At 67.5% G+C, this 12,215-nt stretch carries 14 protein-coding genes; 4 read left to right on the plus strand and 10 right to left on the minus strand.

Going from position 1 to position 12,215, the window contains the following annotated elements:
• Positions 1-29: 29 nt before the first annotated feature.
• From IEW15_RS05090 to rpiB, 5 genes are all read right to left on the minus strand, one after another.
• Positions 30-662, minus strand: coding sequence for a riboflavin synthase (locus IEW15_RS05090; RefSeq protein ID WP_188575588.1), 633 nt, complete (start codon positions 660-662; stop codon positions 30-32).
• A gap of 33 nt (positions 663-695) precedes the next feature.
• Positions 696-1,814, minus strand: a complete 1,119-nt coding sequence (ribD, locus tag IEW15_RS05095; protein ID WP_188575662.1) for a bifunctional diaminohydroxyphosphoribosylaminopyrimidine deaminase/5-amino-6-(5-phosphoribosylamino)uracil reductase RibD — start codon at positions 1,812-1,814, stop codon at positions 696-698.
• Between the two features lie 88 nt (positions 1,815-1,902).
• The gene (nrdR, locus tag IEW15_RS05100; protein ID WP_188575590.1) at positions 1,903-2,397 is read right to left on the minus strand and encodes a transcriptional regulator NrdR; all 495 of its coding nucleotides are present in this window, start codon (positions 2,395-2,397) and stop codon (positions 1,903-1,905) included.
• Between the two features lie 53 nt (positions 2,398-2,450).
• Positions 2,451-3,749 (minus strand): serine hydroxymethyltransferase, encoded by a 1,299-nt coding sequence (gene glyA, locus IEW15_RS05105; RefSeq protein ID WP_229707831.1) that lies wholly within the window; start codon positions 3,747-3,749, stop codon positions 2,451-2,453.
• A gap of 135 nt (positions 3,750-3,884) precedes the next feature.
• Positions 3,885-4,328: a ribose 5-phosphate isomerase B gene (gene rpiB, locus IEW15_RS05110; RefSeq protein ID WP_188575592.1), complete on the minus strand. Its 444-nt coding sequence runs from the start codon at positions 4,326-4,328 to the stop codon at positions 3,885-3,887.
• 525 nt (positions 4,329-4,853) lie between these two features.
• On the opposite strand from rpiB, the gene IEW15_RS05115 reads away from it, so the two are divergent.
• Positions 4,854-5,327: a MucR family transcriptional regulator gene (locus IEW15_RS05115; RefSeq protein WP_188575594.1), complete on the plus strand. Its 474-nt coding sequence runs from the start codon at positions 4,854-4,856 to the stop codon at positions 5,325-5,327.
• A gap of 194 nt (positions 5,328-5,521) precedes the next feature.
• Here IEW15_RS05115 and IEW15_RS05120 read toward each other — a convergent pair whose 3' ends face one another.
• From IEW15_RS05120 to gstA, 3 genes are read right to left on the minus strand one after another with little or no spacing between them, the layout of a single operon-like run.
• Positions 5,522-5,734 (minus strand): tautomerase family protein, encoded by a 213-nt coding sequence (locus IEW15_RS05120; protein ID WP_188575596.1) that lies wholly within the window; start codon positions 5,732-5,734, stop codon positions 5,522-5,524.
• Between the two features lie 5 nt (positions 5,735-5,739).
• Positions 5,740-6,129, minus strand: a complete 390-nt coding sequence (locus tag IEW15_RS05125) for a nuclear transport factor 2 family protein (RefSeq protein WP_188575598.1) — start codon at positions 6,127-6,129, stop codon at positions 5,740-5,742.
• Positions 6,126-6,752: a glutathione transferase GstA gene (gene gstA, locus IEW15_RS05130; RefSeq protein ID WP_188575599.1), complete on the minus strand. Its 627-nt coding sequence runs from the start codon at positions 6,750-6,752 to the stop codon at positions 6,126-6,128. Before gstA ends, IEW15_RS05125 begins: the two co-directional genes overlap by 4 nt.
• A 134-nt stretch (positions 6,753-6,886) precedes the next feature.
• On the opposite strand from gstA, the gene IEW15_RS05135 reads away from it, so the two are divergent.
• Positions 6,887-7,234, plus strand: a complete 348-nt coding sequence (locus tag IEW15_RS05135) for a winged helix-turn-helix transcriptional regulator (protein ID WP_188575601.1) — start codon at positions 6,887-6,889, stop codon at positions 7,232-7,234.
• Between the two features lie 21 nt (positions 7,235-7,255).
• Here IEW15_RS05135 and IEW15_RS05140 read toward each other — a convergent pair whose 3' ends face one another.
• Positions 7,256-8,668: a patatin-like phospholipase family protein gene (locus IEW15_RS05140; RefSeq protein ID WP_229707833.1), complete on the minus strand. Its 1,413-nt coding sequence runs from the start codon at positions 8,666-8,668 to the stop codon at positions 7,256-7,258.
• Between the two features lie 66 nt (positions 8,669-8,734).
• Here IEW15_RS05140 and thpR point away from each other — a divergent pair, with 66 nt between their 5' ends.
• On the plus strand, positions 8,735-9,487 hold the full coding sequence (thpR, locus tag IEW15_RS05145; RefSeq protein WP_188575602.1) for an RNA 2',3'-cyclic phosphodiesterase: 753 nt from the start codon (positions 8,735-8,737) through the stop codon (positions 9,485-9,487).
• A gap of 260 nt (positions 9,488-9,747) precedes the next feature.
• The gene (locus IEW15_RS05150; RefSeq protein ID WP_188575603.1) at positions 9,748-11,049 is read left to right on the plus strand and encodes a hypothetical protein; all 1,302 of its coding nucleotides are present in this window, start codon (positions 9,748-9,750) and stop codon (positions 11,047-11,049) included.
• A 51-nt stretch (positions 11,050-11,100) separates the two neighbouring features.
• Here the strand turns inward: IEW15_RS05150 and IEW15_RS05155 are convergent, their stop codons facing one another.
• A complete protein-coding gene (locus IEW15_RS05155; RefSeq protein ID WP_188575605.1) occupies positions 11,101-12,147 on the minus strand; it encodes a zinc-binding dehydrogenase in 1,047 nt (348 codons plus the stop codon).
• Positions 12,148-12,215: the final 68 nt, after the last annotated feature.

A 12,215-nucleotide genomic window follows, 5' to 3' on the forward strand; every position in this document is an offset into this window, starting at 1 on the left:
ACATGTGATCGGCTGGGGATGCCGGATGATCAGCCGCGGATGCCGGCCTGCCATTCGTTCAATCGCGCCACATAGCGCGCAAGCACGTCGATCTCAAGGTTAATCGCATCGCCGCGCCTCCGCTCGGACAAGGTGGTGTTGGTCCAGGTGTGCGGAATGATGTTGACACCGAACCGCATGCCGTCGACCTCGTTCACCGTCAGGGAGATCCCGTCGAGGGTGACGGAGCCCTTGGGGGCGATGAAGCCCGCCAGATCGGCCGGCACCTCGAAGACCAGCCGCCAGGACCCGCCCTCCGGGATCGCCGACATCAGACGGGCAATACCGTCGACATGGCCCAGCACGACATGGCCACCAAGTTCGTCGCCGACCTTCGCCGCCCGCTCCAGATTGATCTGCCGACCCTCGATCCAGCCGCCGAGCGTGGTCTTCGACAGCGTCTCGCCCGAGGCTTCGGCATCGAACCAGGCCCGCCCGCCGCTGTCGCGCCCGCGCTCGATCACCGTCAGGCAGCAGCCGGAACAGGCGATCGATGCGCCGATATCGATGCCGTCTGGATCATAGGCCGTGGCGATCCGCAGCCGGCGGTCTTCGGCAGCCCCGGCCCCGGGGGCCGTGACGCTGACGATCTCGCCGATATCGGTGATGATGCCGGTGAACATGGCTGAACGCGCTTTCTGAAGGGAGGGACGCTGTCAGATCCGGGGGGCGACGGTGCCGGTCGCCGCATAGGTTTCGTATATGTCGGGTCCAAGGGACAGGACGTCCAGCCGCTCGAACGCCGCCATGTCGACCAGATGGTCCACACCATAAGCGCGCGCCGCCGCCAACCCGTCGCCGCCGGCCACCACCGGCGCCCTGAACCAGTGGACCCGGTCGACCAGCCGATCGCGGAGCAGAGACGCCGCAAGCTCGCCGCCGCCTTCCAGCAGCACCCGGGTGATGCCGCGCTGGCCCAGAACCTCCAGCACCCGCAGCGGGTCGGGGCGGCCATCGGCGCCGTCGGGCACACCCAGCACTTCGACCCCCGCCTGAACCAGTGCGGCCCGGCGGGTGACATCGGCATCGTCGCGCGTCACCAGCCAGACCGGCGCCACGCCCGTGTCGCGGCCGCGGGCAGCCTCACGTACCAGCGCATGGGTCAGGGGCAGCTTCAGGCGGCTGTCGATCACCACCCGGACCGGCGAGCGGTCCTCAAGCCCCGGCACCCGCACGGTCAGGCGCGGATTGTCGGCCAGCGCCGTGCCGACGCCGACCATGATCGCATCGTGGGAGGCGCGCAGCATGTGGCCCATGGCGCGGGCTTCCGGGCCTGTGATCCACTGGCTCTCGCCATTGTGGGTGGCGATGCGGCCATCCAGCGTGGTCGCGACCTTCCAGGCGACCAGCGGCCGCCCGGTCAGAATGCGCGAGAAGAATCCGGCATTCAGCGCCCCGGCCTCGGCCGCCATCAGCCCCAGATCGACCGTGACGCCGGCGCGGGTCAGCGTTTCCATGCCACGGCCGCTGACCCGCGGATCGGGATCGCCGGTCGCGATCACCACCCGCGCCACAGCCGCCGCCACCAGGGCATCGGCACAGGGCGGCGTCTTGCCCCAATGGGCGCAGGGCTCAAGGCTGACATAGGCGGTGGCGCCGCGCGCCGCACCGCCTGCCGCCGCAAGCGCCACGGCCTCGCCATGGGGGCGCCCGCCGGGCTGGGTCCAGCCGCGCCCGACAACCCGGCCGTCGGGCGACACCAGCACGCAACCGACGGCGGGGTTCGGCCAGACCCGCCCGAGGCCACGCCCGGCCAGCGCCAGCGCATGGGTCATGTGGTGCCGGTCGGCATCGGACCAGATCACCGGGACCGACACCGCCGGCCCGTCCGTTTCAGGCGCCTGCAGGCCGGCATATACCGCATCAGACATCGTCATTCCCGCCGCCATCGGCCATCGGCGTCGGCATGCCGCCCGCCAGGCTGCCGATCAGGGCCTGGAAGTCGCCCACCTCGCGGAAGTCGCGATAGACCGACGCGAAACGGACATAGGCGATCTTGTCGACGCCGATCAGAGCCTCCATCACCAGTTCGCCGATGATCCGGCTCTCGATCTCGGTCTCGCCCATGCCTTCCAGGCGGCGATGGATGGCGCTGACCATCCGCTCCACCTGCTCGGCCTCGACCGGGCGCTTGCGCACCGCGATCCGGATCGATCGCGCCAGCTTCTCGCGCTCGAACGGTTCGCGGACGCCATCCTTCTTCACGACCACCAGATCACGAAGCTGGACGCGCTCGAAGGTGGTGAAGCGGGCGCCACAGGCAGCACAATGACGGCGCCGCCGGATGGCGGCACCGTCTTCAGCCGGGCGGCTGTCCTTCACCTGGGTCTCTTCGTTGCCACAGAACGGGCAGCGCATCGCACCTCCGGATATGTCAGGACGATCGGCGCCCGATCAGGGCGCCGATCCGATCAGAGCGCCGGATAGATGGGGAAGCGGTCGCAGAGCGCCTTGACCTCGGCCCGCACCGCCGCCTCGACGACCGCGTCGCCCTCAGGGTTGGCGGCAAGCGCGTCGAGCACCTGCACGATCAGCCGCCCGACCTCGCGGAATTCCTCTTCACCGAAACCGCGGGTGGTGCCGGCCGGTGTGCCAAGGCGCACGCCCGAGGTCACCATCGGCTTTTCGGGATCGAAGGGGATCGCGTTCTTGTTGCAGGTGATCCCCGACCGCTCCAGCGCATCCTCGGTGGCATTGCCCTTCAGACCCTTGGGCCTGAGGTCGACCAGCATCAGATGATTGTCGGTGCCGCCGGTGACGATGTCGAGGCCCCCTGCGACCAGAGTTTCGGCCAGTGCCTGGGCGTTGGCCACCACCTGCCCGGCATAGCCCTTGAAGTCGGGCCGAAGCGCCTCGCCGAACGCCACCGCCTTGGCCGCGATGACGTGCATCAGCGGGCCGCCCTGAAGGCCGGGGAACACCGCCGAATTGATCTTCTTGCCCAGCGCCTCGTCATTCGACAGCACCATGCCGCCGCGCGGACCGCGCAGGGTCTTATGGGTGGTGGTGGTGACGACATGGGCATGCGGCAGCGGCGACGGATGAACACCGGCCGCGACCAGCCCGGCGAAATGGGCCATGTCAACCATCAGATAGGCACCGACCGCGTCGGCGATGGCGCGGAAGCGTTCAAAATCGAAGATGCGGCTATAGGCCGAACCGCCGGCGATGATCAGCTTCGGCTGGCTTTCCAGGGCCAGGCGCTCGACCTCGTCCATGTCGATACGGCCGTCCTGAAGACGCACGCCATACTGAACCGCATGGAACCATTTGCCCGACTGGTTGGGGGCGGCGCCATGGGTGAGGTGGCCGCCGGCCGCCAGCGACATGCCAAGGATGGTGTCGCCCGGCTTCAGCAGCGCCTGGAACACCGCCTGATTGGCCTGGGCCCCCGAATGCGGCTGAACATTGGCATAGGTGCAGTCGAACAGCGTGCAGGCGCGCTCGATCGCCAGCGCCTCGGCGATGTCGACGAATTCGCAGCCGCCGTAATAGCGCTTGCCCGGATAGCCCTCGGCATATTTGTTGGTCAGCACCGTGCCCTGGGCGGCCATCACCGCGGGGCTGGCGATATTCTCGGAGGCGATCAGCTCGATCTGGTCGCGCTGACGGGTCAGTTCGCCGTCGATCGAGCGCATCAGCTCGGCGTCATCGGCGAGCGAGGCGCGGAAGAACGCCTGGGCATTATAGCTGGGGGTCTGGTCGGTCATCGGTCGCGCACCTGTCCGGAGGTGAGGCGCGGACACCCGGCGCCGGTGCCAGCCGGGCCGGGTGTCCGCCTAAGCAGAAACGGTGCGGCAGCCTGCCGTTCGGCATCGGCCACCGCACCGCGGTCGGTTGAGCGGTCAGCCGAGCTTGTCGACCCGCCGCTGATGACGGCCGCCTTCGAAGGCGGTGGTCAGGAAGACATCCAGGGCATCGCGCGCGGTTTCAGGGCCGATCACCCGTTCGCCCATCACCAGAACATTGGCGTCGTTGTGCTGCCGCGACAGGCGCGCGGTCAAGGCGTCATGCACCAGGGCCGCACGGATATGGGGGTGACGGTTGGCCGCGATCGAGATGCCGATGCCCGATCCGCAGATCAGCACGCCGCGGGCCGCACGGCCTTCGGCCATGGCCGCCGCCAGCGCATTGGCGAAATCGGGATAGTCGACCGATGCAGAGCCATCCGTGCCGAGATCGAGAACCTCCAGGCCACGGGCGGCAAGCTCTTTCTTCAGCGTGGATTTGAGATCGACGCCGCCATGATCCGAGGCGATCGCCACGACGCGGGTGCTGTCAATGGACATGCCGATCCCTTCCTTGATCCTGAACGCCGGCCGGAACCTCTCCGGCCCGGATACGGCCGTCGCGCGAGCGCCGGCCGCGGTGCCCCTTCCCTTAACACACCCCGCCCGTGTCGCCAACTGCGCCGCACACATGGTAACCAGCCATCGGGTGCATGAGGCGCCGGTCATGGCCGGATCACGGAACCGCGCAGCCGGCCGCTGCTCCGTTCGGCGGGACGCTACAGGGGGCCAGATTCGTCGTTCGAGAAAGGCTGAGCACCAAGAACACCCGGAAGAAGTGTGTCCATTACTGCAAAAGGGCACGCTATCGATGATATTTCTGTTGTGATATCTGTTTGACCAAGTCATCATGCGGTAGGTGATATTTGCCGCGGGGGCTATTTGCAGAGGCGGATCAAGATCCGACGATGCCACCGATAGACGGGCTTCCGATATCAGGGCGTCCATAGCGGCCGCATCTGGCCCTTCAGCGGTTTTTTGCACGGTGACTTTAACGGCGGACAGCCATCGGAAAGCGAGCGTTCCATGTCGGATAGTTCCGAGACCAGTATCATCGCCCATGACAAACTGCTGAGCATGGCAGCGCAGATCGTGGCGGCCTATGTCAGCCACAATACCCTGCCCGCCCAGCAACTGCCCGAAGTGATCCAGACGGTGTATTCGGCGCTGAGCGATCAGCGCAATGGCGGCACGTCGCCACAGGAAGCGGTGCGCGAAGAGGCGCAGAAGCCGGCCGTGCCGGTGCGCAAGTCCATCACGCCCGATTACATCGTGTGCCTGGAAGACGGCAAGAAGCTGAAGATGCTGAAGCGTCATCTCCGCGCCAATTACGGGATGACGCCGGAAGAATATCGCGCGAAATGGGGCCTGGCGCCGGACTATCCGATGGTGGCGCCGAATTACGCCCAGCAGCGGTCGGACTTCGCCAAGAAGATCGGCCTTGGCCGCGCCACCAACGCACCCCGCGCCCGTGGCGGCCGCCGCGCCGCCCAGGCCTGATCCCGGCCCTGCGGCCGGATACACAGGCCGTCGTCGCGACGTCGAAGCAAAGGGGGGCTCCGCATGACGGCGGCGCCCCCCTTTGCAGCGTGTGGTTTACAGCTTGTGGTTTGCAGCTTATGCGGCGGCTGGTCTGGCGCTGTGGACGAATGCCCTGGCGCCTCGCGGGCAATACACGATCCCTCGCTCGCACTCTATGACGGCTGTTCGAGCGATCTGTTATAGTCCTCGACCGGAAGCCCCCCGACGCCCCAGTCTTCCATCGCGACCTCATCGATGACGACGAAGGTGGTGGCGGGATTTTTGTCGAGCACGCGCACCAGCAGGTCGGTGACGCCCCTGATCAATTCGGCTTTCTGTTCGGGTGTCGCGCCGTCGCGCGTGATCCTGATGTTGACATAGGGCATGTGCGTCACACCTCCGGTTGTCTGGTCTCGGTGATCTGGAAAACCTTGGCGATGATCCGCCAGGTTCCGTCCACCCGGACGAATGTCAGGAAATCCACGAAATCTCGTGAGCCGATGGAGCAGCGCACGCGCGCAACGGCCGTATTGTCTCCGGCAAGATCGATCCCGTCGATGTGATCACGACGCCGTTCGCCGCGAGATGCCGGGGATTGCCGCGCGGCGACAACCGGAAAATACTCATCCATGGTCCGATACAGGAACGGTGTCTCGTCCGCCGTGGCATAGATGGCCCTGGGATGGAAGACACGCTGGAGCTTGCTGACGTCGCAGTCGTAGAGCGCGTCGAAATAATCCTGAATGACCTGGTTGAGATGGTCGAGCGTGTCGTTCGTCATGCTGCCTCCGGCTGAATAAGGCCCTCGGCCACCAGCGCAGCGCGCACCGCCGGACGTGAACCAATGCGGCCGACATAAGCGGCGACAGCCGGCCAGCGCGCCAGACTGATGTCGATAAACTTGCTCCAGTTGAGGACGACGAACAGATAAGCGTCGGCGATCGTGAAGGTCGGGCCGAGGATAAAGGGCCGTCCGTCCGACAGCGCGCGCTCGACATCGCCGATGCGGCGGAAAAGCATTGCCTCGGCACGGGATGTCTCATCGTCTTCAAGTGTGCGACCGCTGAACCAGGGGCTGAAGCTCTTATGCAGTTCGGACGCGGTGAAGTTGAGCCACTCCTGCAACCGGACCCGCTCGATCGTTCCCGCGGCGGGCGCAATCGCCGCTTCCGGAGCGATGTCTGCGAGATACTGCAAGATGGCCGCGTTCTCCGTGAGGATCACCCCCGGTTCAATCTCCAGAGCGGGCACGTAGCCTTTCGGGTTCACCGTCAGATAATCGGTCCCCATTGCCGTTCTGGCGGTCTCGGTATCAACTTTGATCGCGTCGAAATCCCGACCGATCTCGGTCAGGGTGATGCGAGACGCGAGCGAGCAGGCGCCGGGTTTGAAGTAGAGCAACATGGAAACCTCATGTGTGGATGGGCAACGCCAAGACTACGAATTGGCGTTACCATTGACAATTTAGTTTCCCCTGGTTACTTCATTTTCAGGTTTCCCCGCGGTAACGCCTGCCCGATCTGAGACTGCTGTCCGATATGAGTTTGAAAGTCCGGAAGAACCGAAGCGCGCCGCCGCCCGAGACCTGCGCGCTGACAGAATGCATGTCGATCATCGCCGGTGCGTGGGCACCGAATGTGATCTGGCACCTGCGTGCCGGACCACGGCGCTTCAGCGAGCTGCGGTCCGACATCCCGCCGATTTCAGCCAAGGTGCTTTCGCAGCGATTGAAGGAACTCGAAGGCCGCGGCGTCCTGTCGCGTGCCGTCCAACCGACGACGCCTCCGTCGGTCGCGTATGCCCTCACAGTGCTCGGGCACGAACTCGTCCCGGCACTCGACGCGATCGTCGCGGTGGGACACAAGTTGAAAGCCGAACGGCGGTAGGTCCGTGGTGGCGGATGATCATCAGGATCCGTTCCCGATATCGGGGTCACCACCGTCGGCAAGGTCGCCGGGCCGCGTGCCTGGCGCCGGATCGTGAAGATGGCGGAGATCCTGAAGTGCCGCACGGCTGCGCACGACACAGGCCGTCCCTTCACCGATCGCCTGCGCGCCGTGATCGAACTCCATCCACCGGATGTGGCCGACACGGGGCGCCAGAACCAGATCTGGCGGGTCGCCGGCCATACGGCTGCGGCTGATCCGGTCCTGCATGATCGCGATCGCGCTCATCATCACGTCACCGATGCCGGGATGCGTGGCCCGGCCGGCCTGTGCCACTGCCCGGCGTTCGATCTCGGCCGCGCCACGGGGGCCGAAGCCGATCAACCGGCCACCGAACCCCAGCAGCCGTCGGGCCCCGCGACGATCCGGCACCGCGCTCGCCACACCGGCCGGTGCCCCGCGCGCAAGCCCGTGGGCATGGGCCGACGGGTGGGCCTGCAGCGATGGGCCGTGCGCGTGGCCCGACGGCCGGTCTTCATCTGCCGCCCGCGCGATCGCATCGGCGCCATCGATCGGGCGGGCGCTTGACGGGCCCGCTGCGGCCTGCCGCGCGGCATCGATCCGCAAGCGGCGACGATAGCCGGCCAGATCGCCATGCAGGGTGACGGCGATCACCGCTTCCGCGCCAAGATGACGACAGAGCGAGACCGGCACCGGATTGACCAGCCCGCCATCGACCAGCAATCGCCCGCCCATGCGCACCGGCGCGAAGATGCCGGGAATGCTCATCGATGCTCTGAGCGCGTCGACCAGATCGCCTTCGGTCAGCCAGACCTCCTGACCACTTGCCAGATCGGTGGCGATGGCACCGAACGGCATCGGCAGGCTTTCGATCCGGGTATCGCCAAAAGCCTCGCGCAGCACCGATGCCAGCCTGTCGCCGGCGACCAGACCACCGCCCCCCATCCGAAAATCACCCAGCCGCACCACTTTCAGCCGAGTCAGCGCCCGTACCCAGCTTTCGAATTCATCCAGCCGGCCGGCCGCATAGAACGCACCGACAATCGCTCCGGCGCTGGCGCCCGCCACGACCGTCGGGGTCACGCCCTCGCGCAGCAGGCCGTCCAGAACACCGATATGGGCCCAGCCGCGCGCCGACCCTGAACCCAGCGCCACGCCGATCACCGGCGGGCGAAGCGCCTGCGGCGCCGGATCGCCGCGACGGGCGGCGGCATCGGCACGCCGGCGCCGCCGGCGCCGTGGCGGCACCGGATCGGCCGCCGGCAACGGGTCCGCCACAGGGGGCGATCTGGGTGTCGGATCGGCTGCCGCCATGGCTGCCGGTGCCGGTCCGGGGCGCACCGGCGGGTTGTGCGCTGCGGCAGAAGTTTGAGGATCGTTGCTGGTTCGGGTTGGCGCGACGGGTCTGGTCATGCGATGCTCGTCTCCGATGGCGGTCCGGATCGCCCGGCCGACAGCGCGAGCGAAAGGAAATGCCCGATGCCCAGGCTGTTCGTCGCTCTTCCCCTCCCCGAAGCCGTCAGGGAGGCGCTGTCCGGCCTCCGGGGTGGGCTCACCGGCGCCCGCTGGACGGCGCCGGCCAATCTGCACCTGACATTGCGCTTCATTGGCGAGGTCGACGGGCCGTCGGTTGCCGACGCGCTCGACGCCCTCGGCACGATAGATGTCGTGCCGCTGACCCTGTCTCTCAAGGGGCTTGGTCTGTTCGGGCCGGCGAGACGGCCCGGAATATTGTGGATCGACGTCGATGGCGGCCCTGAACTGATCGAACTGCAGCGCCGTGTGGATGCAGCGATCGACGGTGCCGGCCTGCCCCGCGACCGGCGCCGGTTCACGCCGCATATCACCCTCGCCCGGCTGCGCCGCGCCGCCGATGACCGGCTCGACCGCTATCTCACCACCCATGCGGCCGCGGCCGTGCCGCCGTTCACGGTGGATGCGATGCACCTGTTCGAAAGCCGGCTCGGCCATGAGGGGCCGGTCTACAGCAGCCTCGGTGCCTTCGGCGGCCTGGCTCATGTCGGCGGCAGCCTCGACGATCTGGACGATTTCGCCGAACTGGACGCACCCGACGACAGCGAGTATCCGATGCTCGCCACGTCGGGCGGACGCGTGCAGCCGGGCTTCGATGGCCGCGGCCATGCGACGACCAGTTGGGGCGGCCCGCCATCGCCGTGGCGCGACGCCGATATCTGGCCGCATGGCGTGTCACGCCGCCGTCGACGCCGCTGAGCCGGGCGGTTCGTGACGATGCTGCCCATGGATATTCTGTGACCGTCTTAACCACTTCGATACCAACAGCGGCCTAGGGTGAAGCCAGACGCCAGGATCGGGCCGGTCATAGACGATCCGGTCCGTCTCCTGGTCCCGCTCTTAAGCTTTTCGACGCGAGTTCAGATCGCATGGCCTCACCTGTCGCTCCCGCATCATCCTTGCCCGCCGATGGCAGCCGTGCAGCCGATGGATCGGCCGTGGCGGGTGACCCACGCCGGATGATGCGCCACCACATCGCCGAACTGGACCGGCGACTGGCCGAGCGCTGGCGTCAGGGCCGCATGCAGATCCTGGCCTGGAACAGCTATGGCGTCCGGCTGGATCTGCTGATGTTGTCGACGTCACATCTGCACGACGCGATCGCCCGCGATCCGTTTCTGATGGTGGGGCCGCGCAAGTTCAGCTATGCCCGCATGCGCCGGGCGCTGCAGACCCTGGGCCTGCGGCCGGTCACGATCGAACTGCCCTTCACCCCCGGCGTCGATCTGCCGGAAGCCGCGGTGGATGCCGCCGTCCGCCGCTATGGCTGCACCGAGGTGCAGCACCGCGGCATCGCCGGGTTCGAGATCCGCGGCATTCAGAAGCTGGACCCGATGCAGGCGGCACAGGCGACCGCGGTGTTGTGGTCACGGGTGGTGCGGGCGCGGCAGTTGCTGGTGCGCTCCGGGCTCGATATCGATCTGGTCAGCCAGCAGAGCGGCGACACGCTGCTGCTGTGGAGCCGCCAGATCGGCCACAAATCCGACACCACCCTGTTCGCCCTGCTGCTGCTGGTGCTGGCCGATGCGACACTGGACCGGATGACCGAAGCCGAGGCTGTGGCCGAAGCCCAGGCCGCCGCAGCCCGCGCCGCCGCCATCGCCGCCGGCCTGACGCCGCCCCCGGCCCCGCCCACGCCAGCACAACAGGCCGCCGAGGACGGGCTGGACCCGCATCATGGCAGCGGCCTGGTGGCGGCATTCCATGTCGGCAGCCATGTCGAGATGTATCCGCCCGAAGGCGATCGCCCCGGCACGATACCGGTCGCCATGGGCGAGGCGGTGCGGATGATCCGCCAGATGCTGACGATCGCAACCGATGATCAGCTTCTGATCGGTCAGTTCGCAGCACCGCTGGCGGAAGGGCCGATCCGTCAGGGGCGGATCTATCGGATGGTCGACACCCCCCGCTTCATCAGCCACGCCCAGGGCCTGCTGGACCGGATCGAGGGCGAGAAGATGGGCGGTGCCGCCCTGAACCGTCTGGTGACCTATCTGACCGGCGACCGGCTGATCGAGGGCGTGTTCACCATCAAGCGTTACGAACTGGATCGGCCGGACGGTCTGCCCTGCCGGTTCTTCAATGCCAAATGCACCCTGCACCGGCTGAACGCACCGCCGGTGTTTCTGGGGCTTCAGAATGAACGGATCCGCCGGGCACCGGGCACGACCACGGTTTATGAAAGCCCGCAGCCGCAACCGGCAATGCTGTGGCCCGATGATCCGGTGAGCGATGCGGAGCCGTCGGCCAGCGCCGGCTGAGATCAGGCGTCGCCCGATATCGGCCGTCGGGCACCTCAGGCATCGGATATCTCAGGCATCGGGCACCAGCACCAGCGAGCCGATGACATCGCGGGCTTCCAGCCGGCGGTGGGCGTCTGCGGCCTGCCGCAGCGGCAGAACCCCGGCCACGGTCGGTGACAGCAGGCCTTCCACGAGCGCCGTGAACAATGCCGATGTCGCCTCGCGCAGCCGCTCACGATCATCGATATGCGCGAACACGCCGGGCCGGTCCAGGCCCAGCGACCGCTGCGGCCCCAGAACCCCCACATCCAGCGGCGGGATCGGCCCCGCCACCTGACCGAAGCTGACGATCCGCCCGAAGGGCCGCACCAATGCCGGCAGCCGGGCGAAATTGGCGCCGCCGATCGCATCGAATACCAGATGCACCCCGGCACCCCCGGTCATGTCCAGCACCGCACGGCCGGCATCGGCGATCGCCGCCGACCCGCCGATGACGACATGTTCGGCTCCCGCCTCGCGCGCCGCCTCGGCTTTGGCCTGGGTGCCGACGATGGCGATCACCCGCGCGCCCATGGCAGAGGCCCAGCGCACCAGGATCAGCCCCACTCCGCCCGCGGCCCCGCGCACCAGAACCGTGCGGCCATCCAGCCGCAGCCCGAGCCCATAGACCATCATATGCACGGCGATGCCCGGCAGAAGTGCCGCCGCGCCGACATCCCAGGGAATCATGTGCGGAAACCGCACCAGCCGGCCGACCGGCAGCACACGGTGGGCGGCATAGGCACCGAGCGGCGGGCCGGCATGGGCCACACGGTCGCCGGGCCCGAAGCGGTCGACGCCGGCGCCCACCGCCAGAACCTCCCCCACCGATGCCAGCCCCGGAACATGGGCCGGCGCACCGGCGGGTGCCGGTATGGCATCGAAAGGCAAGGTACCGTCGCGGTAATACAGATCCAGATGGTTGACGCCGATGGCGCGGGTGGCCATCAGCACCTCGCCCGGCCCCGGCCGGCGCAGCGGCACCATCGCCGGCACCAGGGCTTCCGGCCCGCCCGGCCGGTCGACGCGCATGACCAGGGTCTCGGACGGGATCGGCGGCGGCGCAGCGGTGGTCATGGAGCGGGCTTTCCGGTCTGGGCAGGGCTGTTGCCATCGATGTCTGTCATCGATCCGTCCCATACCAC

Origin of the sequence: Tistrella bauzanensis (genome assembly GCF_014636235.1) — a bacterium.
GTDB lineage: Bacteria > Pseudomonadota > Alphaproteobacteria > Tistrellales > Tistrellaceae > Tistrella > Tistrella bauzanensis.